Origin of the sequence: Mesoflavibacter sp., from assembly GCF_964226795.1 — a bacterium.
GTDB classification, from domain to species: Bacteria; Bacteroidota; Bacteroidia; order Flavobacteriales; family Flavobacteriaceae; genus Mesoflavibacter; species Mesoflavibacter zeaxanthinifaciens.
In genome coordinates this window covers 203,409-228,742 of sequence record NZ_CAXQQP010000008.1, presented here as the reverse complement: position 1 = coordinate 228,742, position 25,334 = coordinate 203,409, and the positions used below count along the sequence as shown (strand labels likewise).

The 25,334-nt window shown below is 30.2% G+C and carries 25 protein-coding genes; 24 read left to right on the top strand and 1 reads right to left on the bottom strand.

What is annotated here, in order from left to right; translation table 11 throughout:
- Nucleotides 1-16 precede the first annotated feature (16 nt).
- From pgk to ACEQT4_RS07970, 3 genes are read left to right on the top strand one after another with little or no spacing between them, the layout of a single operon-like run.
- A complete protein-coding gene (gene pgk / locus ACEQT4_RS07980) occupies nucleotides 17-1,204 on the top strand; it encodes a phosphoglycerate kinase (RefSeq protein ID WP_370226890.1) in 1,188 nt (395 codons plus the stop codon).
- Nucleotides 1,205-1,242: 38 nt separating this feature from the next.
- Complete coding sequence (locus ACEQT4_RS07975) at nucleotides 1,243-2,832, top strand: LysM peptidoglycan-binding domain-containing protein (RefSeq protein WP_370226888.1); 1,590 nt, start codon at nucleotides 1,243-1,245, stop codon at nucleotides 2,830-2,832.
- 26 nt (nucleotides 2,833-2,858) lie between these two features.
- Nucleotides 2,859-3,836, top strand: coding sequence for a DUF4837 family protein (locus ACEQT4_RS07970; RefSeq protein WP_027879330.1), 978 nt, complete (start codon nucleotides 2,859-2,861; stop codon nucleotides 3,834-3,836).
- 69 nt (nucleotides 3,837-3,905) lie between these two features.
- Here the strand turns inward: ACEQT4_RS07970 and ACEQT4_RS07965 are convergent, their stop codons facing one another.
- Nucleotides 3,906-4,085, bottom strand: a complete 180-nt coding sequence (locus ACEQT4_RS07965) for a twin-arginine translocase TatA/TatE family subunit (protein WP_223077798.1) — start codon at nucleotides 4,083-4,085, stop codon at nucleotides 3,906-3,908.
- 119 nt (nucleotides 4,086-4,204) lie between these two features.
- Here ACEQT4_RS07965 and ACEQT4_RS07960 point away from each other — a divergent pair, with 119 nt between their 5' ends.
- The 21 genes from ACEQT4_RS07960 (at nucleotide 4,205) to ACEQT4_RS07860 (ending at nucleotide 25,279) form a co-directional block, all read left to right on the top strand.
- A complete protein-coding gene (locus tag ACEQT4_RS07960) occupies nucleotides 4,205-5,074 on the top strand; it encodes a M23 family metallopeptidase (RefSeq protein ID WP_027879328.1) in 870 nt (289 codons plus the stop codon).
- Nucleotides 5,074-6,576 carry a GH3 auxin-responsive promoter family protein gene (locus ACEQT4_RS07955; RefSeq protein ID WP_370226886.1) on the top strand — a complete coding sequence of 501 codons (1,503 nt, stop codon included), beginning with the start codon at nucleotides 5,074-5,076 and terminating at the stop codon, nucleotides 6,574-6,576. Before ACEQT4_RS07960 ends, ACEQT4_RS07955 begins: the two co-directional genes overlap by 1 nt.
- Nucleotides 6,577-6,605: 29 nt before the next feature.
- Nucleotides 6,606-8,294 carry a hypothetical protein gene (locus ACEQT4_RS07950; RefSeq protein WP_370226885.1) on the top strand — a complete coding sequence of 563 codons (1,689 nt, stop codon included), beginning with the start codon at nucleotides 6,606-6,608 and terminating at the stop codon, nucleotides 8,292-8,294.
- A gap of 6 nt (nucleotides 8,295-8,300) precedes the next feature.
- Nucleotides 8,301-9,359 (top strand): hypothetical protein, encoded by a 1,059-nt coding sequence (locus ACEQT4_RS07945; RefSeq protein WP_370226883.1) that lies wholly within the window; start codon nucleotides 8,301-8,303, stop codon nucleotides 9,357-9,359.
- Nucleotides 9,355-10,365, top strand: coding sequence for a dTDP-glucose 4,6-dehydratase (gene rfbB, locus ACEQT4_RS07940; protein WP_370226984.1), 1,011 nt, complete (start codon nucleotides 9,355-9,357; stop codon nucleotides 10,363-10,365). The genes ACEQT4_RS07945 and rfbB overlap by 5 nt, the downstream gene beginning before the upstream one ends.
- The gene (gene rfbA, locus ACEQT4_RS07935) at nucleotides 10,365-11,231 is read left to right on the top strand and encodes a glucose-1-phosphate thymidylyltransferase RfbA (protein WP_027879323.1); all 867 of its coding nucleotides are present in this window, start codon (nucleotides 10,365-10,367) and stop codon (nucleotides 11,229-11,231) included. Before rfbB ends, rfbA begins: the two co-directional genes overlap by 1 nt.
- On the top strand, nucleotides 11,231-11,776 hold the full coding sequence (rfbC, locus tag ACEQT4_RS07930) for a dTDP-4-dehydrorhamnose 3,5-epimerase (protein WP_027879322.1): 546 nt from the start codon (nucleotides 11,231-11,233) through the stop codon (nucleotides 11,774-11,776). Before rfbA ends, rfbC begins: the two co-directional genes overlap by 1 nt.
- Entirely contained in the window at nucleotides 11,773-12,627 is an 855-nt protein-coding gene (gene rfbD, locus ACEQT4_RS07925) for a dTDP-4-dehydrorhamnose reductase (protein WP_370226882.1), read from the top strand. Before rfbC ends, rfbD begins: the two co-directional genes overlap by 4 nt.
- Nucleotides 12,628-12,635: 8 nt before the next feature.
- Entirely contained in the window at nucleotides 12,636-13,649 is a 1,014-nt protein-coding gene (locus ACEQT4_RS07920; RefSeq protein WP_370226982.1) for an SDR family oxidoreductase, read from the top strand.
- On the top strand, nucleotides 13,636-14,445 hold the full coding sequence (cysQ, locus tag ACEQT4_RS07915) for a 3'(2'),5'-bisphosphate nucleotidase CysQ (protein ID WP_370226880.1): 810 nt from the start codon (nucleotides 13,636-13,638) through the stop codon (nucleotides 14,443-14,445). Before ACEQT4_RS07920 ends, cysQ begins: the two co-directional genes overlap by 14 nt.
- Nucleotide 14,446: 1 nt before the next feature.
- A complete protein-coding gene (locus ACEQT4_RS07910) occupies nucleotides 14,447-14,872 on the top strand; it encodes a DUF2061 domain-containing protein (RefSeq protein ID WP_027879318.1) in 426 nt (141 codons plus the stop codon).
- Between the two features lie 7 nt (nucleotides 14,873-14,879).
- Nucleotides 14,880-15,482 (top strand): adenylyl-sulfate kinase, encoded by a 603-nt coding sequence (gene cysC / locus ACEQT4_RS07905; protein ID WP_370226981.1) that lies wholly within the window; start codon nucleotides 14,880-14,882, stop codon nucleotides 15,480-15,482.
- Nucleotides 15,475-16,380 (top strand): sulfate adenylyltransferase subunit CysD, encoded by a 906-nt coding sequence (gene cysD / locus ACEQT4_RS07900; RefSeq protein ID WP_027879316.1) that lies wholly within the window; start codon nucleotides 15,475-15,477, stop codon nucleotides 16,378-16,380. Before cysC ends, cysD begins: the two co-directional genes overlap by 8 nt.
- A 14-nt stretch (nucleotides 16,381-16,394) precedes the next feature.
- Nucleotides 16,395-17,648 (top strand): sulfate adenylyltransferase subunit CysN, encoded by a 1,254-nt coding sequence (gene cysN / locus ACEQT4_RS07895; RefSeq protein WP_370226879.1) that lies wholly within the window; start codon nucleotides 16,395-16,397, stop codon nucleotides 17,646-17,648.
- A gap of 15 nt (nucleotides 17,649-17,663) precedes the next feature.
- Nucleotides 17,664-18,947, top strand: a complete 1,284-nt coding sequence (locus ACEQT4_RS07890) for a nucleotide sugar dehydrogenase (protein WP_370226877.1) — start codon at nucleotides 17,664-17,666, stop codon at nucleotides 18,945-18,947.
- Between the two features lie 21 nt (nucleotides 18,948-18,968).
- Entirely contained in the window at nucleotides 18,969-19,505 is a 537-nt protein-coding gene (locus ACEQT4_RS07885; protein ID WP_027879313.1) for a hypothetical protein, read from the top strand.
- Between the two features lie 8 nt (nucleotides 19,506-19,513).
- On the top strand, nucleotides 19,514-20,536 hold the full coding sequence (locus ACEQT4_RS07880; RefSeq protein WP_027879312.1) for a polysaccharide biosynthesis protein: 1,023 nt from the start codon (nucleotides 19,514-19,516) through the stop codon (nucleotides 20,534-20,536).
- Nucleotides 20,526-21,410: a dTDP-4-dehydrorhamnose reductase family protein gene (locus ACEQT4_RS07875; protein WP_370226876.1), complete on the top strand. Its 885-nt coding sequence runs from the start codon at nucleotides 20,526-20,528 to the stop codon at nucleotides 21,408-21,410. Before ACEQT4_RS07880 ends, ACEQT4_RS07875 begins: the two co-directional genes overlap by 11 nt.
- A gap of 1 nt (nucleotide 21,411) precedes the next feature.
- Nucleotides 21,412-22,932 (top strand): lipopolysaccharide biosynthesis protein, encoded by a 1,521-nt coding sequence (locus tag ACEQT4_RS07870; protein WP_027879310.1) that lies wholly within the window; start codon nucleotides 21,412-21,414, stop codon nucleotides 22,930-22,932.
- Nucleotides 22,916-24,052 carry a glycosyltransferase gene (locus ACEQT4_RS07865; RefSeq protein WP_370226874.1) on the top strand — a complete coding sequence of 379 codons (1,137 nt, stop codon included), beginning with the start codon at nucleotides 22,916-22,918 and terminating at the stop codon, nucleotides 24,050-24,052. The genes ACEQT4_RS07870 and ACEQT4_RS07865 overlap by 17 nt, the downstream gene beginning before the upstream one ends.
- Nucleotides 24,053-24,127: 75 nt before the next feature.
- Nucleotides 24,128-25,279, top strand: coding sequence for a glycosyltransferase family 4 protein (locus tag ACEQT4_RS07860; RefSeq protein WP_370226873.1), 1,152 nt, complete (start codon nucleotides 24,128-24,130; stop codon nucleotides 25,277-25,279).
- Nucleotides 25,280-25,334 lie beyond the last annotated feature (55 nt).

The window sequence follows — 25,334 nt, the reverse complement described above, 5'->3', positions numbered from 1 at the left end:
ACAAAATTAAAAACTAATGAAAACGCTTAACGATTTCAATTTTAAAAACAAAAAAGCTTTAATCAGAGTAGATTTTAATGTGCCTTTAGATGCTAATTTTAAGGTTACAGATGCAACTCGTATACAAGCAGCTAAACCAACAATAATCAAAATACTTGAAGATGGTGGTAGTTGTGTTTTAATGTCTCATTTAGGTCGTCCTAAAGGTGTGCAAGAAGAATTTTCTCTTAAGCATATTGTATCTAAAGTAGAAGATATTATTGGTGTAGAAACTCAGTTTGTAAACAATTGTGTTGGAGAAGACGTAGAGCAAGCAGTAGCAAATCTAGAACCGGGAAAAATCTTAATTTTAGAAAATTTACGTTTTCATGAAGAAGAAACTAAAGGTGACAAATATTTTGCAGAACAATTATCAAAATTAGGTGACATTTATGTAAATGATGCTTTTGGTACTGCGCATCGTGCACACGCATCTACAACTGTAGTTGCACAATTTTTTACAGAAAACAAATGCTTCGGATACCTTTTAGAACAAGAAATTAAAAGTATAGAAAGAGTCATGAAAACTGGCGAAAAACCAGTTTTAGCAGTACTTGGAGGCGCAAAAGTCTCTTCTAAAATTACAATTATAGAAAACATTTTAGATAAAGTAGATCATTTAATTATTGGTGGCGGTATGTCTTTTACATTCGCCAAAGCTAATGGTGGTAAAGTAGGAGATTCTATTTGCGAAGATGACAAAATACCATTAGCATTAGATATATTAAAACAAGCAAAAGAGAAAAATGTACAAATACATTTACCTGTAGATGTTAAAGCAGCAGATAAGTTTGATAATAATGCAAATACTCAAATCTGTGATATAAATAATATACCAGATGGCTGGCAAGGTTTGGACGCTGGACCAAAATCTTTAGAGCAATTTAAGGATGTTGTTTTAGAATCTAAAACCATTTTATGGAACGGTCCTTTAGGTGTTTTTGAAATGGAAAACTTTGCTAATGGTACTGTAGAATTAGGTAATTTTATTGCAGAAGCAACTAAAAACGGTGCATTTTCACTTGTTGGTGGTGGCGATTCTGTTGCTGCAGTAAAACAGTTTGGTTTTGAAGATAAAGTAAGTTATGTAAGTACCGGCGGAGGCGCAATGTTAGAAAGTTTAGAAGGAAAAACTTTACCAGGTATCGCTGCTATCTTAGAATAAAATATAAATAATTAACGTTAAGCAATAAAACGCTTTATATGTCTTTAAAAAAATCATTTTTAATAGTTTTAATTTTATCACTTTGTTGTAGCTGGTTATTGGCGCAAGATTCCTTGCAAACCAATTCAACTAGGCTAAAACAAGACCAATTAATTTCTGGAGAAAGTTATGAGATAGATACAATTATTGATGGTCAGACGTATTATAAAAAGTCAATTAAAGCAATTTCTGCAGAAATTCCGGAAGCACTTTTAGATGATGAATACGCTGCAGAAATTGATAAAAAATGGTTAGAAGAGTTATATAGTACAACACTTTTTGATACCATTTACAGAGATGTTAAAGGGCTTAACTATAAAGCAGTTTACTATCCAGAATTAACCACAGACACACTAAAAGCAAGGCTTAAAAGATTAAATGCAAAAACACCTTTTAATGTAGAATATAATCCTGCGTTAGAAAGTGTGATAAAAATGTTCTTAAAGAACAGACATCAATCTTTTGAGCGTTTAATGGGATTAAGTAATTACTACTTCCCAATGTTTGAACGCGAATTTGACAACTACGATATTCCTTTAGAGATGAAATATCTAGCAATTGTAGAGTCTGCTTTAAAACCACGAGCTAGATCTCGTGTTGGTGCCACAGGGTTATGGCAGTTTATGTTTGCAACAGGTAAACAATACGGTTTGGACGTAAGCAGTTATGTAGATGAGCGTAGTGACCCAATAAAATCTACAGAATCTGCTGCAAAATACTTAGCAAAACTTTATGAGCTTTTTGGAGATTGGGACTTAGCACTAGCAGCGTATAATTCTGGACCAGGTAATGTAAGTAAAGCCATTAGACGTTCTGGCGGTTATCAAAACTATTGGAATATCCGTCCACATCTTCCACGTGAAACAGCAGGATATGTACCTGCATTTCTAGCCACTATGTATATTTTTGAATATGCAGAAGAGCATGGTTTCATTCAACATAAACCAGAATTTAATTACATAGATACTGACACGATTCGCGTTAAGCAAATGATTACTTTGGATCAAGTATCAGAGTTTACAGGTGTTAAGATAGAAACGCTTCAGTTTTTAAATCCATCGTACAAACTAGATATTATTCCTCACATCGAAGGAAAAAATTATACTTTAAGATTACCAAGAAATATTATTGGCGCTTTTGTAAATAACGAAGACCAAATGTATGCTTATGCTAAAGCAGAATTTGATAAACGCGAAAAACCGTTACCTCAATTTTTTAATACAGATACAAAAACTAGATATCGTGTTAAGCAAGGTGATTATTTAGGTAAAATTGCACGAAAATTTGGAGTAAGAGTTAGTCAAATAAAACGTTGGAATGGTTTAAGAAGTAATAATTTAAGAATTGGTCAACGCTTAACTATTTACCCACGTAATGGTGCAGCAATAAGGCAAGCAACAGCTTCAAATTCAAATAGTTCAAATCTAAAAAACTATAAAGGAAAAACCTATACCGTTCAAAAAGGAGATAGCTTGTGGAGTATTTCTCAAAAATTTTCAGGAATTTCTGTTGAAAATATTAAAGAATGGAATGGTATTAGTGGTACTAATTTAAAGCCTGGTATGACATTAAAACTGTCTAAAGGCTAAACTTCAAATTAAAACATCGTTATAAAATGAAAAAAATAATTTTATTGGTCTTAGCAGCTACACTTACTATTGCGTGTAATGATAAGAATAAAAAAGAACAAAGATACGTACAAGACTCATCAGGAGTTTTAAATAACCTTTCTGTCGTTATTGATAGTGATTTATGGAAAGGTAGTGTAGGAGATGCTGTAAGAGATGTAGTAACTACAAATGTACCTGGATTACCACAAAACGAGCCTATGTTTGATGTAAATCAAATTCCACCTCAAGTTTTTAAAGATTTTGCTACAAAAAACAGAACAGTTTTAAGGGTTAGCAAAGGAAAAGAAGCGGGTTTAAAAATAGCAAATAATGTCTATGCTAAACCACAGAAAGTAGTATTTGTAACAGGACAAAACAACGATCAAATTATCGAAATTTTAAAAGTTAATAAGGATAAAATAATTAGTGCTTTTAAAGCGCAAGAAGTAAAATGGCGCCAAGATCAAATAAAAAAATCTGTATTAAATACAGATGATGTTGAGAAAGAACTAGGCGTTACAATTAGTTTTCCTTCTATTTATAGATTTGCTAAAAAGGACGATAACTTTTTCTGGATAAGAAAAAACCTAAGCACAGGAACAAACAACGTTATGCTATATACCATTCCTTATGATTCTATCAATAAAGAAGGAGACATCATAGAGCAAGTTATAAAACACAGAGATAGTTTGGGTAAAAAATATATACCAGGACCTTTAGACGGTAGTTATATGAAGACAGAAGAAGCTTACTCGCCATTCTTATTCAATACAACAATTGACAATAAACCAACTTACGAGGTAAGAAGTACTTGGGATATAGAAGGGACTTTTAATGCTGGTCCTTTTGTAAATTATATGATAGAGGATAAACCAAATAATAGATACATAGTTGCAGAAGGGTTTACTTTTGCACCATCCGTAAATAAAAGAGACTTTGTTTTAGAGCTTGAAGCAATTATAAAGTCGCTTAAAGTTAAATAACAGTTAGGCATAAAGCATAAAAAAACCCAACGCATTTGCATTGGGTTTTTTTTATAAGAATGAGAAAAATTATTTGTTTTCCTCTTTATTATCTTCTTTACTTGCGTCTTTAAACTCTTTAATTCCACTTCCTAGACCACGCATTAATTCTGGTATTTTTTTACCTCCAAATAAAAGTAAAACCAAAATAACAATTACGGCAATTTGCCAAGGTCCTACTACACCTAAAAATATACTATTAGAAATCATAACTTTTTAATTTAGGCTACAAAGTTAATAATTAAACTTAAATAATAACGTTTAAACACTAACTTTAGCATTTGCTTAAAGTGCTTAACATAATATTTTAATTACTTTTGTTTTTTACTATGGCAAAAAGCGAAAAGAAATCAAAAAAAATAAAGAAGAAACTACTACACAAGTACCGTTTAGTTATTTTAAATGAAGATACTTTTGAAGAGCGTTTATCTTTAAACTTAAACCGATTAAATGTATTTGTAATAGGTACATTATCGGCTATATTTTTAATTGCATTTACAACACTATTAATTGCATTTACGCCTTTAAAAGAATACATACCTGGTTATTCGTCAACATCTTTAAAAAAGAAAGCTATAGCGCTAAGTTTTAAAACAGATTCCTTACAACGCGTTATAGATTTTAACGAAAAATATTTTGCGTCAATAAAGCAAGTTTTACAAGGAGAAGTTAGTGTAGCCGACTTTGATAGAGATTCAATAATCCAAGCAGTAAAGCAAGAGGTTAGTGAGGTAGATTTATCACCAATAAAAGAAGACTCTTTGTTAAGAGAAAAAGTAGATAAAGAAGATAAATATAGCTTATTCGAAACTGCTACAGCAAAAACAAACTTTGTACTTTTCCCACCGGTAAATGGTACCATTAGTGAGCCTTATGATGTAAAAAGTAAACATTATGCTGTAGATATTGTTGTAGAAGAAAACACGCCCATAAAAGCAACCGCAGACGGAACGGTTATTTTTGCAGAATGGACAGCGCAAACAGGTTATGTAATTTTAATAGAACATAGCTCAGGATTAATTTCTGTATACAAACACAATGCGTCATTGACCAAATCTCAAGGAGATTTAGTTAAAGCAGGAGAAGTAATTGCAACAGCTGGTAATACAGGAGAATTAACCACTGGACCACATCTTCATTTTGAACTTTGGAGCGACGGTTACCCTGTAAACCCAACTAATTTTATAGATTTTAAGTAATGCCTTCATTTAAATCCATATTAGCAAAACCATTTGCAAAACGCATCTACAAGAAAGTTCAAAAATGGGCAAATAATCCCATTGAAACTCAAGAAAAAGTTTTTAAAAACCTTATTTCAGAAGCTACAGAAACAGCATTTGGTAAAGACCACGATTTTATAAGTGTCAATACTTACGAAGACTTTGTAAAACGTGTACCAATAAGAGACTACGAAGATTTAAAACCATATGTAGACCGTGTTGTTGATGGTGAAGAAAATGTACTTTGGAAAGGTAAGCCTCTATACTTTGCAAAAACTTCTGGTACAACATCTGGCGCAAAATACATTCCGCTTACCAAAGATAGTATGCCAACACATGTAAATGCAGCTAGAAACGCTATTTTAATGTACATACACGAAACTGGTAATGCAGATTTTGTTAACGGAAAAATGATTTTCTTACAAGGTAGTCCAGTACTTCAAGAAAAAAACGGAGTACAATTAGGTAGATTATCGGGTATTGTAGCACATTATGTTCCAAAATACCTTCAAAAAAACCGTATGCCATCTTGGGAAACTAACTGTATTGAAGACTGGGAAACCAAAGTAGACGCTATTGTAGAAGAAACATTGCCAGAAAACATGACAGTAATATCAGGTATTCCGTCATGGGTACAAATGTATTTTGAAAAACTGCAGCAAAAAACAGGAAAAAAGGTAGGAGATATCTTTAAAAACTTCAACTTATTCATTTTTGGTGGTGTTAATTACGAACCGTATCGCGCTAAATTTGAAAACCTAATAGGAAGAAAAGTAGATAGTATAGAATTGTATCCTGCAAGCGAAGGTTTTTTTGCTTTTCAAGACAAGCAAGATGAAAAAGGAATGCTTTTACAACTAGACTCAGGTATGTTTTATGAGTTTGTAAAAGCAGAAGATTTTTTCAACGAAAACCCTAAACGAATCACTTTAAAAGATGTTGAGGTTGGCGTAAATTATGTTATGATTATATCAACAACAGCAGGACTTTGGGCTTATAACATTGGTGATACCATTCAGTTTACAAATACAAAGCCTTACAGAGTTATTGTTTCTGGAAGGATTAAACATTTTATATCTGCATTTGGAGAACATGTAATTGGCAAAGAAGTAGAGCAAGCAATGAAAGATGCAACAACAAATACTTCAATTAGAATAAATGAATTTACTGTAGCTCCGCAAATAAATCCAGATTCAGGATTACCGTATCACGAATGGTTTATAGAATTTGAAAATGAACCAGACAATCTTTCCGCTTTAGCGCAAAAATTAGATACTTCCTTGCAAAAACAAAACAGTTATTATTTTGATTTAATTGAAGGAAAAGTACTTCAACCATTAAAAATTACAAAAATTGAAAAAAATGGATTTCAAAACTACATGAAATCTATAGGTAAATTAGGTGGACAAAATAAAATGCCAAGACTGTCTAATGATAGAAAGATAGCTGAAGCCTTAAAAGCATTCTTATTGGTTAAATAATATTATATTTGCCTCAACAAAACTAGATAATGAGTATAAAAAAACCACATGAAAGAACTAGAGCTCAAGAAAGCTCAAATGCAATTGAACGCATGTATATTACCATGCGACACTTGTTTAATCGTGGGTTTTATAAGCCAATGGGTGTTTCTGGAGAAACATTAAGAGAAGCATTATTGGTTTTACGACCAGAAATTTATGGTTCTATATCAGAAGAAAAAGCAGAATTAGAAGGACTGCTTTATGTTATAGATCGTTTACCATACGGGATAGAACAATGCCGATTTATCAATTTAACAAGTGACGAAGGTTATAAAGATTCACATTTTGAGGTTATAATACCTCCTAAAAGACGTCGTAACTGTTATCGTATTGATGATGAGCAGATGAATATTGAAATAACAAGAGGTAGATCAGAAATATACGATATCTTAACCCATCTAACTTTTTTGTTTGTAGAGTCTCATAAAATAAGTAAACGTGTTCTTATTGATGAAAACGGAGCAACAACAAGAGATTGGCAAAAGTTAGAACAAGCAGTCTTAAAGACAAAAAAGCTTACTCAAAAAGAACGAGAAATAGCAATAACACACACTGCTAATATACTAGGAAGAACGTTTAAAGAACTTACTAAGGTTTACAACGCTTTTGCTTTACCAAATAAGCCAGAACGTCTATTAGAAATAGTCTATTGGCTAGGTAATCTTGCAATAGACGAAGTTGTTCATAACAATAAAAGAACAGTTACTTTTAGTCCTGTATTAAGAGAACGATTAGGGCACCATTTACATGGAGAAATTTGGGCAAATAGAATTAAAGAAACACTTCAAAAGCATAAGCTTTTAGAAAGACCAATCCATATAATTAGTGCAAATTTACACAGTGTTATGAATACACTTTTTGCACCAATCGCATTAAAATCAGAAACTTCTAAAAACGATATATTTAAAGTTTACGAAAGTTTAAGTCAAAGTAACAATACATCGCTTCGCAATAAAGTAAAGCAAAAGGCGTTACAGCAAGGAATGATTTTTATAGAAGATGAATCGGGAACAAACATAGACGTTCAGATTTTTGATACATCTAAAATAGATCTTTCTAAAACAGATTTAAATTTGCCTAAACCTTCTAAAGACAAAGAAGCACCAGTTTTATTTGTAATGGATTATGCGTTTGGTGAACAAGCATATGAAACCATTGACGAGTTTTTAAAACCATATACTAACGAAGGAGATAAAGTATTTTTAAATATTGAATCTGTATCAATAATGGGTAAAGCAGGAATATTAGAAGGAGGAAAAGGAGATATTATGATACCTTCTGCTCATATTTTTGAGGGTACAGCAGATAACTATCCTTTTACAAATGAATTATCTAAAGCAGATTTAGAAGGACAAGGTGTAGATGTTTATGAAGGCTCTATGATAACTGTTTTAGGGACGTCACTTCAAAATAAAGACATACTTAAATTCTTTTTTAATTCAACATGGAATGTTATTGGATTAGAAATGGAAGGTGCGCATTATCAAAAAGCTATACAAGCAGCATCTAAAGTAAGACGAAGTATTAATCCAGATGTAAAAGTAAGATACGCTTATTACGCAAGTGATAATCCGTTAGAAACAGGAAGTACATTAGCTTCAGGAGGTTTAGGTACTTCTGGAGTAAAACCAACATATTTAATAACACGTAAAATATTACAACAAATATTTGCTTAAAAAGCTATGAGTAAAGAATTACCAAACAATCAAAAACAAAACGAAGAAGTAGACTTAATTGTTTTTTTTAATCTAATTGGAAATGCAATAAACAAAGTTATAGATTTCTTTAAAGGCATTCTTAAAACTATTTTCTCTTCAATTATTTATGCCTTAAAAACACTTTTTAAAAGCTGGAAAATAGTTTTAGGAGTTTTGCTTATAGCAGCTATAGTAGGTTATGCTTTAGAAAAATCAAGACCAACAATTTATACTACAGAAATGTTGGTAGAGCCATATTTTAATTCAAAATATCAACTAGTTACAAATATCAACTATTTTAATGCGTTAATTTCTAATAACGAGAAAGAAACTTTAAAAGAAATATTTAAAGTTGGAGATGATGTTATCAATGAAGTTAGAAGTTTTGAAATAGAACCAGGACCAGAAACTGAAAATGATAAATTATTGCAGTATGAGGAGTTTATTAGTAAACTAGATTCTGTTAGAGCTCAAGATTATTCTTATGAAGAGTTTTTAGAAAACAGGAGTGTGTATGCTGGTAGATATTTTTTAATTAAGGCTAATGCTTATAAGTCTGATATCTTTAAAGATTTAGAAGGAGGTATTTTAAACTCTTTTACCAACGACTATACTAATAAGGAGATGAAAAGAAGGGATACTTTAATTGAAATACAGAAACAAAATCTTTACGATCAATTAAAGCAAGTAGATTCTTTAAAACAATTTTATATAGATGTTGTTAGAGCCGAAGCAGATAACAAAAAACAGAATGTTAGACTAGGCGAGTTTTCAATTACTTCAAATGAAAGCTCTAAAACTAGAGAATTTGACTTATTAAAAGAAGAACAAAAGATAAGAAACGAAATAAAAAAATTAGAAGAAGAAAAAATAGAGCAAGATGTTATCTTTGAAGTTATATCTAGTTTTCAAAGAGTAGGAAATGCTTCTTCTAGTTGGTTAGAAAAATACTCTATTATATTCCCGGTTTTAGCATTTATACTGCTAATCATTTTCTTTATAGCTAAAAAAGTTATAATATTTACTTTAAATTATGAAGATTAAAACAATACTTGTTACAGGAGGCGCAGGATTTATAGGGTCTAATTTTATTCTACATTATCTTAGCAACAATCCAGGTACAAATGTTGTTAATTTAGATAAGCTCACCTATGCAGGAGAGCTTTCTAATTTAAAGGAAGTAGAGAGTAATCCAAATTATACTTTTATTAAAGGAGATATTTGTGACCGAAACTTAATAGAATCTTTATTTGATAAATATCAATTTGATGGTGTTATTCATTTTGCAGCAGAGTCTCATGTAGACAATTCTATTAACAGTCCTAGCGCTTTTATAGACACAAATATTACTGGGACATTCAATTTAATAGATGTAGCAAAATCCAATTGGATGGAAGCACCATTTAAACACAAAGACGGTTGCGAAAACAACAGGTTTCATCATATATCTACAGATGAGGTTTATGGTACCTTAGGAGAAACAGGATTGTTTACAGAAAATACGCCTTATGCACCAAATAGTCCGTATAGTGCATCAAAAGCATCTTCAGATTTTATAATTAGAAGCTATTTTCATACGTATGGAATGAATGTTGTTACCACAAATTGTTCTAATAATTATGGGCCAAAACAGCATGATGAGAAGCTTATACCAACAATTATCAGAAAAGCTATTTCAGGAGAAAACATTCCTATTTATGGCGATGGAACAAACGTTAGAGATTGGTTATATGTATTAGATCACTGTAAAGGTATAGACCTAGTTTTTAAAACAGGAAAAGCAGGAGAAACTTACAATATTGGAGGTAGAAATGAAAGAAATAATCTGTACATTGTAAACACTATCTGTTCAATTTTAGATGAAATTAAGCCTGCAGACAAATCATATAAAGATCAAATTACTTTTGTAACAGATAGACCAGGACATGATTTTAGATACGCAATAGATGCTTCTAAAGTTGAAAATGAATTAGGCTGGAATGCAGACGAAAATTTTGAAACAGGTATTAAAAAAACTATTGATTGGTACCTAAAAAAATATACTGATTAATGAAAGGAATAATTTTAGCAGGCGGATCAGGAACCAGACTTCACCCATTGACAAAAGTATTAAGTAAGCAGTTAATGCCTATTTATGATAAGCCAATGATATATTATCCGCTTTCTACTTTAATGCAAGCTGGTATCAATGAAATTCTAATAATTTCTACACCAGAACATATCCCTTTTTTTAAACAACTCTTAGGAGATGGATCAAACTTAGGCTGTACTTTTCAATATGCTGTACAAGACTCACCAAACGGTCTGGCAGAAGCATTTATTATAGGAGAAGAATTTATAGGAGAAGATAAAGTAGCACTAATTTTAGGAGATAATATTTTTTACGGAACTGGACTTGCAGACCTGTTAAAAGCAAATAATAATCCAGATGGAGGTATTGTTTACGCTTATCACGTTACAGATCCAGAACGTTATGGCGTAGTTAATTTTGATAAAGAAGGCAAAGCACTTTCTATCGAAGAAAAGCCAGAAAAACCTAAATCAAATTATGCAGTTCCTGGTATATACTTCTATGATAATGAGGTAGTAAAAATTGCAAAAAATATTAAACCAAGTCAAAGAGGCGAATTAGAAATCACAGACGTTAATAAAGCTTATCTAGAACAAGGAAAGCTACAAGTAAGTATTTTAGATAAAGGTACTGCATGGTTAGATACAGGCACATTTAAATCTTTAATGCAAGCCTCTCAATTTGTTCAAGTTATAGAAGAACGTCAGGGATTAAAAATAGGCGCAATAGAAGAAGCGGCATACACAAGCGGATTTATAACTAAACAACAGTTAATAGACCTTGCTACGCCACTTCTAAAAAGTGGTTATGGAAAACATTTAATAAGCTTAGTAAAAGAAGACTAATGATTGCTAAAGAAACAAAGCTTAAAGGTTGTTACATTCTAGAACCAACAGTTTTTGATGATTCAAGAGGTTATTTTCTTGAAAGCTATAACAAGCAAACGTTTGATAAACTGATAGGTCAAAATATAAATTTTGTACAAGACAATGAGTCCTTTTCCTCTCGTGGAGTTTTAAGAGGATTACATGGTCAAAAAGATGAGTTTGCTCAAGCTAAATTAGTTAGAGTAACACAAGGCGAAGTACTAGACGTAGCTGTAGATTTTAGAAAAGATTCACCAACATATATGCAACACGTATCAGTAAAATTATCTTCAGAAAATAAGAAGCAGTTATTTGTTCCTAGAGGATTTTTACACGGTTTTGTAGTGTTGAGTCAAACAGCAGTATTTAATTACAAATGTGATAATTGGTATAACAAAGATGCAGAAATTGGAATTATGTATAATGATTCCGATTTAAGCATAGATTGGTTGCTAAATGAAGATGAGTTGTTAATATCTGAAAAAGATAAAAACTTACCAACCTTAAAGCAGTTTTCTAAATGATAAGAGTATTAATAACAGGAGGAAAAGGGCAATTAGGACAATGTTTGCAATCTATATCTAACGACTTTAAAACGTTAGATTTTGTGTTTTTAGGAAGTAGTGATTTAGACATTTCTAAAAAAAAAGAAGTTGAAAATTATTTTAGTAAAAACCATTTTGATTATTGTATTAACTGTGCTGCTTACACAGCTGTAGATAAAGCTGAAGAAGAACTAGAATTAGCAAAAAAAGTTAATGTTACAGGTGCTAAAAACTTAGCAATAGCCTGTAAAAAGAACAACAGTATACTAATACATATTTCTACAGATTTTATTTTTGATGGAACAGCAAAATTACCTTATACCGAAGAAGATACTACAAATCCAATATCTGTATACGGAAAAACAAAACGAGATGGAGAATTAGCAATAATATCTAACCTACCACAACACTTTATTATTCGTACATCTTGGTTATATTCAGAATTTGGGAGTAATTTTGTGAAAACTATGTTGAGGTTATCTGAAGAAAAAAAAGAATTAAGTGTTGTAGATGATCAAACAGGTTGCCCTACCTATGCAAAAGATTTAGCTGAAGTCATTTTAAAAATCATAAACAGTCAATCTAAAAAGTTTGGAATATATCATTATTCAAACCAAGGAGAAATCACTTGGTATGATTTAGCAAAAGAAATCTTTAAGCAATCAAATGCAGATATTAATCTTTACAAAACTGACTCAAATACATTTAAAACACTTGCAACACGACCAAAGTATAGTGTATTAAATACTAGTAAAATACATTCTCTTCTAAAATTAGAACCAATACAATGGAAGAAAAGTTTAGAGAAGTGTTTGAAAGAAATAAAATAATGAAGACTATGTATAACACTAATTTTCATAATAAAGAATTAAACAACCTAACCGTTTTAGTCACAGGTGGCGCAGGTTTTATTGGATCGAATTTAGTAGAATATCTACTTAAAAATAATGCTAAAAAAGTCGTTATTTTAGATAATCTTGCAACAGGAAAACTTTCCAACATTAGCGATTTTATCAAACAACCTAATTGCGATTTTATAGAAGGCGATATTAGAGATTTAGACACTTGTAAAAAGGCAATGCAAAATGTAGATTACGTCTTACATCAAGCAGCTTTAGGTTCTGTACCACGATCAATTAATGATCCAATAACTTCTAACGAAGTCAACATTTCTGGTTTTTTAAACATGTTAGTTGCTGCTAAAGACTCTTCAACAGTAAAACGAATGGTGTATGCCGCTTCGTCTAGCACTTACGGCGATAGTAAGCAACTTCCAAAGGTAGAAGACAACATAGGTAAACCATTATCACCATATGCAGTCACTAAATATGTTAATGAACTGTATGCAGATGTTTTCTACAAAACTTATGGTTTAGAAACAATTGGCTTAAGATATTTTAATGTTTTTGGTCAAAGACAAGACCCTAATGGCGCTTACGCAGCAGTAATACCAAAATTTATCGGTCGTTTTTTAAATAATGAAGAGGTTATTATCAACGGGGACGGAAAACACTCAAGAGATTTTACATACATAGAAAATGTAGTTCAAGCCAATATAAAAGCAGCTTTAACAGATAACCCAAACGCAGTTAATCAAGTATATAACGTTGCTTTTGGAGATAACACTAATTTAAATGAATTAGTTGAAGCCATTAAAAACGGACTTTCAGCCTTAAATATTTCAACATCCTCCAAAGTAACTAACGGACCAGAAAGACAAGGCGATGTAAAGCACTCTTTAGCAGACATATCAAAAGCTAAAACAAATTTTGATTACAATCCGGAGTTCTCCTTTTCAGAAGGTATAAAACACACGATAAAATATTATATAGATAATAATGAAAGCATTTAGCATTTCAAAAAACTTAGAAACAGCAATAAAAGCTTCATTACATGCCGGAAAGGAAATAATGAAGGTTTATAATTCTGAAATTGAAGTAGAATACAAAGACGATAAATCGCCTTTAACGGAAGCAGATAAAAGAGCGAATGACATTATCAATTCGTTTTTAATTCCCACAGAAATTCCAATTATTTCAGAAGAAAATAAACAAACAGATTATAACGATAGAAAACACTGGAATCAATGCTGGATTGTAGATCCTGTAGATGGTACCAAAGAGTTTATAAAACGTAATGGAGAGTTTACTGTAAACATAGCATTAACCGAAGATGGTATTCCAAAATTAGGAGTCATTTATGTACCTGCAATTAAAATCATTTATTTTGCAGATGTAGAAAGCAAACAAGCTTTTAAAGCAGAATTAAATACTCATGATGTTTCAATAGATGAAGTTTTAAGTTCAGCAACTCAACTGACACCAAAACAAGAAGATTCAATATTAGTGGAAGTTGTTGGAAGTCGTTCTCATATGAGTCAAGAAACACTTGATTATGTAGAAGATTTAAAACAACAAGGTAAAGAGGTACACATAGTATCAAAAGGAAGTTCTTTAAAATTCTGTTTAGTCGCAGAAGGTAAAGCAGACGTATATCCACGATTTGCACCAACTATGGAATGGGATACCGCAGCAGGACAAGCTATCTGCAATGCTGTTGGTATTTCTGTAATTTCTAAAGAAACCAATAAACCACTACTTTATAACAAAGAAAATTTGTTAAATCCTTGGTTTTTAGTGTCTAAATAAAATGAAAGATAGCTCATATAAAAGGCACCTGGCCAAAACCATTACTTGGCGTATTGTTGGTACAATAGATACAATTGTACTATCATGTATCATATCTGGTAATCCTTTTACTGGGTTAAAGATTGGTTTTTCAGAAGTGATTACAAAAATGATTTTGTATTATCTTCATGAAAGAACATGGTTTAAAATTAACCTATCAAAAGATGGTAAAGTTTTAGAAAGTAAAAAAAGACACATAGCAAAAACATTAACATGGCGCTTTATAGGTACATTAGACACAATAATTTTAGCTTGGATTATATCAGGTGACCCATTAACAGGACTTAAAATAGGTTTTGCAGAAGTAATTACAAAAATGCTATTATACTATTTACATGAAAGAACGTGGTATAAAATAAATTATGGATTAGATGAAAGAAGGAAATAAATTAGATATAAGTAAAAACATTATACAACACGATTATCAAGTAAGTCGTGAAGACAGAAAGTTTAAAAATAATCACAATTCATTTTTAATTTGGTTTACGGGTCTATCAGGATCTGGTAAATCGACAATAGCAAACCTTGTAGAACAGCAACTTTTTGAAAAAGGAATAAAAACCTACACACTTGATGGTGATAATATTAGAAAAGGAATCAATAATGATTTAACATTTTCACCTGAAGATAGAACTGAAAACATAAGAAGAATAGCCGAGATCTCTAACTTAATGATTGATGCAGGTTTAGTTGTCTTAGCTGCATTTGTTTCACCTTACAAAAAAGATAGAGAAAACGTCAAGAATATCGTTAAAAACAGTAATTTTGTCGAGGTTTTTATCAATACTAGTGTTGAAGAATGTGAACGTAGAGACGTTAAAGGACTTTATAAAAAAGCACGTGCAGGAGAGATAAAAAACATGACAGGTATATCGGCGCCTTACGAAGCACCTGAACAACCTGATATAGAAATAAAAACAGAAGAAGTGTCTGTAAAAGAAGCGGTTAATAAAATTATTAACCACATAACACCAAAATTAAAACTGGACAATGAGTAAGTATTACTTAAACTATTTAGATGAATTAGAAAGTGAAGCAATATTTGTATTGCGAGAAGTTTGGGCACAGTTTGAAAATCCAGTCATTCTTTTCTCTGGTGGTAAAGACTCGATAGTCGTTACACATTTAGCTAGAAAAGCGTTTTACCCAAGCAAAATACCATTTTCTTTAATGCATGTAGATACAGGACATAATTTCCCTGAAACTATTCAATTTAGAGATAATTTAATTAAAGAATTAGGCGCTAATTTAATTGTTGGATCTGTTCAAGAGTCTATTGACCAAGGTAGAGTTGCTGAAGAAAAAGGAAAAAATGCCACACGTAATGCACTTCAAATTACAACACTTTTAGATGCTATTGAAGCTAATAAAATAGATTGTGCGATTGGTGGAGGAAGACGAGATGAAGAAAAAGCAAGAGCAAAAGAACGTTTTTTCTCACATCGAGACGATTTTGGACAATGGGATCCAAAAAATCAACGACCAGAATTATGGAACATCTTTAACGGAAAGCATTTTGAGGGCGAGCACTTTAGAGCATTCCCAATAAGTAACTGGACAGAAATGGATGTGTGGAATTATATTAAAAGAGAAAACATCTCAATTCCATCATTATACTTTGCTCACGAAAGAGAAGTGGTTTGGAGAAGTAACTCTTGGATACCAAAATCTGAATTTTTAATTTTAGATGAAGGTGAAGAAGTAGTAACTAAAAAAATACGATTTAGAACCTTAGGAGACATAACCATAACAGGAGGAATAGAATCTGACGCAGATACTGTAGAGAAGATAGCTACAGAAGTAGCAGCTATGAGACAAACCGAAAGAGGAAACAGAAGTGACGATAAGCGTTCAGAATCTGCAATGGAAGATAGAAAAAGAGAAGGTTACTTTTAAAAAGAAAGCAAAGCATGTTAGACAATAATCAATTATTAAGATTTACAACAGCAGGAAGTGTAGATGACGGAAAAAGCACACTAATTGGTCGATTACTATACGATTCTAAATCTATTTTTGAAGATCAATTAGAAGCTATAGAAAGCACAAGTAAGAAAAAAGGACATGAAGGTGTTGACTTAGCTTTGTTTACAGATGGATTAAGAGACGAAAGAGAGCAAGGGATTACCATAGATGTTGCTTACAGGTATTTTACAACCCCAAAACGAAAGTTTATTATAGCAGATACACCAGGACATATTCAATATACACGTAATATGGTTACAGGCGCATCAACAGCAAATGTCGCTATAATTTTAGTAGACGCAAGACATGGTGTAATTGAACAGACTAAAAGACACGCTTTTATTGCTTCGTTACTACAAATTCCACATATTATTGTATGTATTAATAAGATGGATTTAGTAGATTTTTCAGAAGAAGCTTATAATAACATAGTTTCTCAGTTTGAGAGTATTTCATCTAAAATGCTAGTTAAGGATGTAAGATTTATACCAATTTCAGCATTATTAGGAGATAATGTGGTTAACCGTTCAGAACATATGTCTTGGTATCAAGGTGCACCATTATTACATACTTTAGAGACGATGCATATTAGTAGCGATGTAAATAAAGTAGATGCACGTTTTCCTGTGCAAACCGTTTTAAGACCACAAAGTGAAGATTTTAGAGATTATCGTGGTTATGCAGGTCGTGTTGCTAGTGGTATTTTTAGAAAAGGTGATGAGGTAACTGTAATGCCTTCTGGCTTTACTTCAAAAATAAAAAGTATAGACACCTTTGAAGGAGAAGTTAACGAAGCCTACGCGCCAATGTCTGTATCCATCACTTTAGAAGATGATATTGATATTAGCCGAGGTGATATGATTGTACGTTCTAACAACAAACCAGAAGCCTCTCAGGATATCGAGGTGATGCTATGTTGGTTAAATAATAATCCAGCAAAGCCTAGAGCAAAATATACTATAAAACATACTTCTAATGATCAAAAAGCAATGATAAAAGAAGTGGTTTATAAAATAGATATTAATACTTTAGAGCGTAACAGCGAGGATAAAGACTTAAAGATGAACGATATCTCTAAAGTAAAAATACGAACAACAAAACCATTAATGATAGACTCATACAGAGAAAACAGGACAACAGGAAGTATTATCTTGGTAGATGATACTACTAATGAGACTGTAGCTGCTGGTATGGTTGTATAATTTAAAACGAATAAAATGATTAAAAACAAAAACTATTCAATTGCAATAATAGGTTTAGGCTATGTTGGTTTACCTCTAGCAGTAGAGTTTGCAAAAAAATATAAAGTAACAGGCTTTGATATTAACACTTCTCGTGTAGCTAAGTTAAACAGCGGTCATGATGATACTTTAGAAGTTAGTGACGAAAATTTAAAAGCTGTTTTAAATCAAAATGAAAATAAAGGTTTAAAACTAACAGATAAAGCTCAAGATATTTCTTTATGTAACGTTTACATAGTTACAGTTCCAACACCGGTAGATAAAAATAATAGACCTATTTTAACACCGCTTATTAAAGCTTCAGAAACTATAGGTAAAGTACTTAAACAAGGAGATATTGTTATTTACGAATCAACAGTTTACCCTGGAGTAACAGAAGACGAATGTGTTCCTGTTTTAGAGAAAACAAGTGGTTTAACTTTTAATCAAGATTTTTATTGTGGTTATTCTCCAGAACGTATTAATCCTGGTGATAAACAACATACAGTAGCTAATATTTTAAAAGTTACTTCAGGATCTACACCAGAAATAGGAGAAGAGATAAATAATTTATACGCATCTATTATTACAGCAGGAACACATTTAGCACCAACTATTAAAGTTGCAGAAGCTGCCAAAGTAATAGAAAATGCCCAACGTGATATAAATATTGCTTTTGTAAATGAATTAGCTAAAATCTTCAATAAATTAGACATTGATACACATGCGGTTTTAGAGGCTGCTGCAACAAAATGGAATTTTTTACCATTTAAACCAGGTTTAGTAGGCGGACATTGTATAGGCGTAGATCCGTTTTATTTGGCACAAAAAGCACAAGAAGTAGGCTATCATCCCGAAATAATTTTAGCAGGAAGACGTTTAAATGATTCTATGGGAGAATATGTAGCAACTGAAGTCTTAAAATTAATGGTAAAAAACGACATTACTATTAAGGATGCTAAAGTGTTAATGTTAGGTATTACCTTTAAAGAAAACTGTCCAGATATTAGAAATACAAAAGCTATAGATGTTTATGAAGCATTAAAAGGCTTTAATATGGATGTGGATGTTTATGATCCTTGGGCAGATCAAGAAGAGGTTAAGGATGAGTATAACATATCTACAATTCAAAAACTGGGAACAAACTATGATGCAATTGTACACGTTGTATCTCATAAAGAATTTTTAGATTTAGATTTAAATAATTTAAAATCTAATAAAGGAATTGTTTATGATGTTAAAGGAACTTTAGAATTTAAAACCGTAAATAAACGTCTTTAATAAAATTTAAAACAAAAAATCATGAATAAAATAGTATTTATTTTTATTATCCTTCTTTCGATTTCTTGTAAAGATTCAAATGAGAAAGATAATTTTAAGAAAAAGCCAGAAAAAAAAATTGAAACAATAGAAGACTATATTCAATTAGACAATAAAGAAAATGTAGTAGAAGTAAATGATGTCCTTGGAGAGTCTGTTAAAATTGAGAATATCTCCGTATTCAAAGATAAAATTCAAAAGAAAACTTTTCTTGTTTTCAAATTAAGCGAACGAATAGAAAATGATATCAAAGAAAACTATAGAATTATTGTAAGAACGTTTCCGACTTATTTAGACGATTTAAGAGAAGATACTGAAAAGCGCAATTTAAAGTATGATTCATGGTATTCGAAAATTAATGAAATAGAAAATAATGGTGATATTTTTTTTGTAGTTAACTTGTCAGAAAGCGGAGGTGAATTCGATAAAATAATTTTGCAATTAATAAATGATAATACAAACGAAATAAGTAAAAAGAGAATATATGTTCGAAACGTTACATATAAAATCACTAAATAATAAATAATATGTTTAAAGATAAAGTATTATTGATAACAGGCGGAACAGGTTCTTTTGGTAACGCAGTTTTAGAAAAATTTTTAGGATCTGATCTTAGAGAAATTAGAATTTTTAGTAGAGATGAGAAAAAGCAAGAAGATATGCGAATTAACTACAAGAATGATAAATTAAACTTTATTGTTGGGGATATTCGTGATTTTAATAGTATAAACAAGGCCATGAAAGGAGTCGATTACCTATTTCATGCAGCTGCTTTAAAACAAGTTCCATCTTGTGAATTTTATCCAATGCAGGCTATTCAAACAAATATCTTAGGCGCAGAAAATGTTTTAGAAGCAGCAGCTCAAAATAATGTAAAAAAAGCAGTAGTATTAAGTACAGATAAAGCGGTTTATCCAATAAATACAATGGGTATGACCAAGGCATTAATGGAAAAATTAGCAATATCAAAAGCTAGAGATACTAGAGTTCAAGAAAATAATGGAATTATCTGTTCTACTAGATATGGCAATGTGATGGCTTCTAGAGGATCTATAATTCCTTTATTTATAAAACAGATAAAAGAAGGAAAAAACTTAACAATTACTAATCCAAATATGACACGATTTATGATGTCATTAACAGATTCTGTAGATCTTGTAATGTTTGCTTTCAAAAATGCAAACCCTGGAGATATTTTTGTCCAAAAATCCCCAGCTGCTACTGTTTTAACATTAGCTAAAGCATTGAAAGAATTATTTCATGCTAACAACGAAATTAGCATTATTGGAGCAAGACATGGTGAGAAAATGTTTGAAACATTATGCAGTAAGGAAGAAATTTCGAAATCAGAGAATATGGAAAAATATTATCGTGTTCCTGCAGATATGAGAGATTTAAATTATACTAAATATGTACAATCAGATGGCACTAAATTACAAGGTGATGAGTATAATTCTGACAACACAAAACAGTTAAATGTTAAAGAACTGAAAGAGTTGTTGTTAACAATTGATTATGTGAAAAGAGAATTAGAAGAGTATGAAGCATAAAAAAAAAGTTTTACTTTTAGGCATGGCTGGTATGGCTGGGCATGTTATATATAAAACCCTTACTGAATTAAATAAATTTGAAGTTATAGGCACATCTCATAGAGAATTAAAAAATCAAAAGGAGCATATTCTTTTGAACGTTACTAATTTTAATGAGGTTGAGAAAACAATAAAAGAACTAAAACCAGATTATGTTATTAATGCTGTTGGAGTTTTAATAAAAGGATCACAATCAGCATCAGATAATGCGATTCTTATTAATAGTTACCTACCTCATTTTCTCGAAAGAATTTGTTTTAATCAAGGTTCTAAATTTATTCATATAAGTACGGATTGTGTATTTTCTGGTAATGGTCATGGAGGGTATAAGGAAGATAGCTTTAGAGATGCCGATGATGTTTATGGAAGGTCAAAAGCACTTGGTGAAATAAATACCAAAAATAGTGTTACAATAAGAACGTCAATAATTGGACCAGAATTAAAAGATAATGGAGAAGGTTTATTTCATTGGTTTATGTCTCAAGATGGTGAAATTAATGGTTTTACAAAGGTCTATTGGAGTGGTGTTACTACATTAGAATTAGCTCATGGTATAGTAACAGTTTTAAAAAATAATATAACAGGGATATATCATTTAACGAATAATAATAAAATTTCCAAATACGATCTTCTATGCCTATTTAAAGATATTTGGAAAAAAGAAAAAATTCAAGTAACTAAAAAAGATAACTTCTTTAAAGATAAAAGTTTCATTAATACCTTACATCCTGATTTTATTGTTTCAAAATCATATAAACAAATGTTAATTGAACAATATGAGTTTATGAACAAGTATAAATTAGATTTTAATTATAACGTAAGGTATAAGATTTAAAATGAGTTTAGTTAATAAGAACATTTTAGCAAACATTCTGGGAAGAATCTGGAGTGTTTTGTCTGTTTTTATTTTTATTCCTTTATACATTACAATTCTTGGAGTTAAGATATATGGTGTAGTAAGTTTCTATGCTATTTTACAAGGTATTTTGATTTTTGCAGACGCAGGTTTAACAGCAACCTTAAAAAGAGAACTAGCCAAAGGAAATAATTCTGAAGAAAGTAGAGAATATAAATTTAAGATTCTTAGGTCTATAGAATTAATATACCTATTAATAGTATTTGTTATTACAAGCTTAATATTTTTTGGATCTAACTACATAGTAGATAGTTGGTTAAATATTGAAGATTTAGATAAAGAAGTAACAGTTAATGGTATTAAAATAATGGGTTTCGCTTTAGGTCTCAATTTTTTATCAAAACCATATCAAGGCGCTTTGATAGGAATGGAAAAACAAGTGCTTTCAAATTTACTTCAATTCTTATGGGGGTTATTAAAAAATGGAGGTGTAGTATTTGCTATTTATTATCTAAACAATACGCTTGAGATATTTTTTGGGTGGCAACTAGTTGTTAATTTAGCATATGTTTTAGCTTTAAGATTCTTATTATTGAAACTATTATACAAAAAAAATAAGTTTCACTGGAAATTTAAAAGAGACTTTAAAGTTTTAAATAAAGTTTGGAAATATGCTTTAGGCATGCTAATAATATCTATTATCGCTGCATTAAATTCTCAATTTGATAAAATATTAATAAGCAAATATTTTTCTGTTTCTGAATTAGGAATCTATACATTAGCTTATTCATTAGCAATGATTCCTGTAATATTGTCTGGTCCTATAGCTACTGCAATTTTCCCTAAACTAGTAAATTATCATGATAATGATGATGTGCCAAATTTAGAAAAGCTATTTAAAAATTCATTTAAAATGGTTTTACTTTTGACTGGTTCAGCAGGATTTGTATTAGCTTTTTATTCTAGTTTTTTTCTCGCCTTATGGACTCAGAATGAAACATTAGCACTTCAAGCAAGTATACCTGCGTTTTATTTACTATTGGGTCAAATGATGTTATCTTTTCAAGTAATACCATTTAATTTACTTTTGGCAAAAGGAAACACGAAAGTCAATATTAAAATGGGTGTTTTTGGTTTATTCTTACTCTTTCCATTGGTTATTTTGTTATCAAAATATTATGGACTTAAAGGAGCTGCAATGGGATGGTTTTTATACAGTTGTTTTATAACTCCAATTTTTATTATAATCGTATTAAAAAAATATATTAGTATGAAAACTAAGGATTGGATAATAATAAATTTTTTAAAACCTCTTTTACTAATATTTTTAGGAAACTTCTTTTTTTATTTAATTCAACAGAAATTAATCAATAATCAATTGTTAATTCTTATATATATTATTATTTCATCTGTTTTAATATTTATAGTCTCAACCTGTTTTTCTTTTAAAATAAAACCAAAAAATATATTAAAATTTATAAAATATGAACTATTTGCTTAGTATAATAATTCCAACCAAGAATAGATATTCTACACTTTTACCATTGTTGGATTTTTTGGTAACAATAGACTCTCAAGAAGTAGAATTTGTCGTTCATGATAATAGTGATAAGAATGAAAAAATACTAAAACATCTAAAAGAAGTTAACGATAAGCGAATTTCATATTATCATACACTCGAAAAGCTATCACAAACAGGAAACTCAGACCAAGCAGTATTAAAGTCAACGGGCGAATATGTTTGTTTTATTGGTGATGACGATGGTGTAATGCCTTACATAATTGATGTTGTTAAATGGATGAAGAATAATACAGTAGATGTTATTAAATCATACAAGCCAATGTATACTTGGCCAGGCTTACAGTCTAATATTTTAGAAAACAATAAGAGTGGTGTTTTAAAGTTTAAAGAAAGGAATTTTAAAATTATAGATGTAAACTTACCTAAAGTTCTAAATAATGCCTTGAAAAAAGGTGGTACCAATATTAATGAATTACCGTGCTTATACCATGGAATTGCTGAAAGATCTGTTTTAAATAAAATATACAAAAAAACTGGTTCTTTTTTTCCTGGACCTAGTCCAGATATGGCTAACGCTATAGCATTATGTTTTTATACAAACAATTTTAAATACTTAGATTTTCCTGTTGTAATAAGTGGAAAATCATCTAGTAGTATTGGAGGTAGAGGTGTTTTACATCAACATGTTGCTAGGATAGAAGATGTAGGTCATTTGCCAAATAAAACTAAAGAAAATTGGGATACAAGAATCCCTAGATATTGGACAGGACCAACTATTTGGGCTCAATCTGTATTAGATGCATTGAGAGCATGCAATCAGGAAAATAAAATAGAGGATTTTAATTTTAAATACTTGTACGCTAAATTATTTGTTTTTGATTATAATAAGCGAAATCAAATTTTTAAAGATTTTCGTTTTAGTCTATTTAATTTTAAATTTATTTTTAGTTGTGTTAAAATATTTATAAATAGAGTCTATATTTTTTTATATAACAGAAGTAGTTTCAATAGAATTATTCAAGAAAGCAATATAAAGACTATAGGTGATGCTATTAAGATTTTAAACTCTAAGTTTGATAAAGAAAAATTACCTTTTTAATTGTTATTAAAAATAATTTTTTAATAACTAAATTTTGCTTTCATTTATAACAATCACTAATAACGTAAAAATATAATGCCCACAATACTTCATATTTGTTCTGCATTTTTTAATACCAATTTATATGTTAATTTAGTTAGATCTCTAGATAAATTAGGTGTAAATCAAATCATATATGTTCCACTTAAATTTGGAGAAAATTATGATAAATTACAAGAGATTGAAAAACAATTTAAAGCATTTGAAAATACTACTTTAGTATATTCTGTAATTTTAAAAAAGTCCATGAGAGTATTATATCATTTAAAAATAAAAACGATTTTAAATGATATAGAATCTAAAATAGATTTATCCATGATAGACATAGTTCATTCTCATTTTTTGTATTCAAATGGAGGTGTCGCTTTTGAAATAAAAAAGAAGTATAATATCCCATATATTTCGGCAATTAGAAATACCGATGTAAATATTTTCTATAAATATTTCATTAATCTTAGATTATATGCAAAAGAAATATTAAAAGCTTCAGAAAGCATTATTTTCATATCTCCTTCTTATCAAAATTTTTTAAAAAAAAATACGTTTCGTGGCTATGAAAATGAATTTACAAAAAAAACTAAAGTAATCCCCAACGGTATAGATACTTTCTGGCTTAACACAACTGTAAAACCTAGAGATTTAAATAAAGAAGAAATTAGATTTTTATTTATTGGAGTTTTAGATAGTAATAAAAATATAGAAGGCGCTATTAGCTTTTTAAAGAATATAGAGAAAACATATAAATTAAAGGTAAAGTTTACTATAATTGGTCCAGAAACAAAAAAGTCTTCAAATATTTTAAAATTAATTAAGACCAATAATTGGATTGATTATTTAGGTCCTGTTTATGAAAAGGAAACTCTTAAAAAAGAGTTCAATAAATCAGATTTTTTTATAATGTTATCTAAAAAAGAAACTTTTGGTTTAGTATATATAGAAGCAATGTCTCAAGGTTTACCAATTATATATACTAAAAACCAAGGCGTAGATGGTTATTTTAAAGAAGGTCATGTTGGAGTACCAATAAACATATTAGACTTAAAATTAGAGACAAGTAAAATAAGGGCATTACTTAATAATTATTCTAAAATATCTAATACAGCTATTGTTGAAAGCAAAACTTTTAATTGGGAAGCAATTGCTAATAAATATTGTAAAATATATAAAGGTATTTTAAATATTCTATAAACTATCTTTGTTTTTCTCGCTTTTTATAAAAAAGCAAACGTAAGATGTTTTTTTC

Excerpts from the sequence above, each read along its gene's own strand:
- pgk (WP_370226890.1), top strand. The coding sequence starts at position 17 with ATGAAAACGCTTAACGATTTCAATTTTAAAAACAAAAAAGCTTTAATC.
- ACEQT4_RS07975 (WP_370226888.1), top strand. The coding sequence starts at position 1,243 with ATGTCTTTAAAAAAATCATTTTTAATAGTTTTAATTTTATCACTTTGT.
- ACEQT4_RS07970 (WP_027879330.1), top strand. The coding sequence starts at position 2,859 with ATGAAAAAAATAATTTTATTGGTCTTAGCAGCTACACTTACTATTGCG.
- ACEQT4_RS07965 (WP_223077798.1), bottom strand. The coding sequence starts at position 4,085 with ATGATTTCTAATAGTATATTTTTAGGTGTAGTAGGACCTTGGCAAATT.
- ACEQT4_RS07960 (WP_027879328.1), top strand. The coding sequence starts at position 4,205 with ATGGCAAAAAGCGAAAAGAAATCAAAAAAAATAAAGAAGAAACTACTA.
- ACEQT4_RS07955 (WP_370226886.1), top strand. The coding sequence starts at position 5,074 with ATGCCTTCATTTAAATCCATATTAGCAAAACCATTTGCAAAACGCATC.
- ACEQT4_RS07950 (WP_370226885.1), top strand. The coding sequence starts at position 6,606 with ATGAGTATAAAAAAACCACATGAAAGAACTAGAGCTCAAGAAAGCTCA.
- ACEQT4_RS07945 (WP_370226883.1), top strand. The coding sequence starts at position 8,301 with ATGAGTAAAGAATTACCAAACAATCAAAAACAAAACGAAGAAGTAGAC.
- rfbA (WP_027879323.1), top strand. The coding sequence starts at position 10,365 with ATGAAAGGAATAATTTTAGCAGGCGGATCAGGAACCAGACTTCACCCA.
- rfbC (WP_027879322.1), top strand. The coding sequence starts at position 11,231 with ATGATTGCTAAAGAAACAAAGCTTAAAGGTTGTTACATTCTAGAACCA.
- rfbD (WP_370226882.1), top strand. The coding sequence starts at position 11,773 with ATGATAAGAGTATTAATAACAGGAGGAAAAGGGCAATTAGGACAATGT.
- ACEQT4_RS07920 (WP_370226982.1), top strand. The coding sequence starts at position 12,636 with ATGTATAACACTAATTTTCATAATAAAGAATTAAACAACCTAACCGTT.
- cysQ (WP_370226880.1), top strand. The coding sequence starts at position 13,636 with ATGAAAGCATTTAGCATTTCAAAAAACTTAGAAACAGCAATAAAAGCT.
- ACEQT4_RS07910 (WP_027879318.1), top strand. The coding sequence starts at position 14,447 with ATGAAAGATAGCTCATATAAAAGGCACCTGGCCAAAACCATTACTTGG.
- cysD (WP_027879316.1), top strand. The coding sequence starts at position 15,475 with ATGAGTAAGTATTACTTAAACTATTTAGATGAATTAGAAAGTGAAGCA.
- cysN (WP_370226879.1), top strand. The coding sequence starts at position 16,395 with ATGTTAGACAATAATCAATTATTAAGATTTACAACAGCAGGAAGTGTA.
- ACEQT4_RS07890 (WP_370226877.1), top strand. The coding sequence starts at position 17,664 with ATGATTAAAAACAAAAACTATTCAATTGCAATAATAGGTTTAGGCTAT.
- ACEQT4_RS07885 (WP_027879313.1), top strand. The coding sequence starts at position 18,969 with ATGAATAAAATAGTATTTATTTTTATTATCCTTCTTTCGATTTCTTGT.
- ACEQT4_RS07880 (WP_027879312.1), top strand. The coding sequence starts at position 19,514 with ATGTTTAAAGATAAAGTATTATTGATAACAGGCGGAACAGGTTCTTTT.
- ACEQT4_RS07875 (WP_370226876.1), top strand. The coding sequence starts at position 20,526 with ATGAAGCATAAAAAAAAAGTTTTACTTTTAGGCATGGCTGGTATGGCT.
- ACEQT4_RS07870 (WP_027879310.1), top strand. The coding sequence starts at position 21,412 with ATGAGTTTAGTTAATAAGAACATTTTAGCAAACATTCTGGGAAGAATC.
- ACEQT4_RS07865 (WP_370226874.1), top strand. The coding sequence starts at position 22,916 with ATGAACTATTTGCTTAGTATAATAATTCCAACCAAGAATAGATATTCT.
- ACEQT4_RS07860 (WP_370226873.1), top strand. The coding sequence starts at position 24,128 with ATGCCCACAATACTTCATATTTGTTCTGCATTTTTTAATACCAATTTA.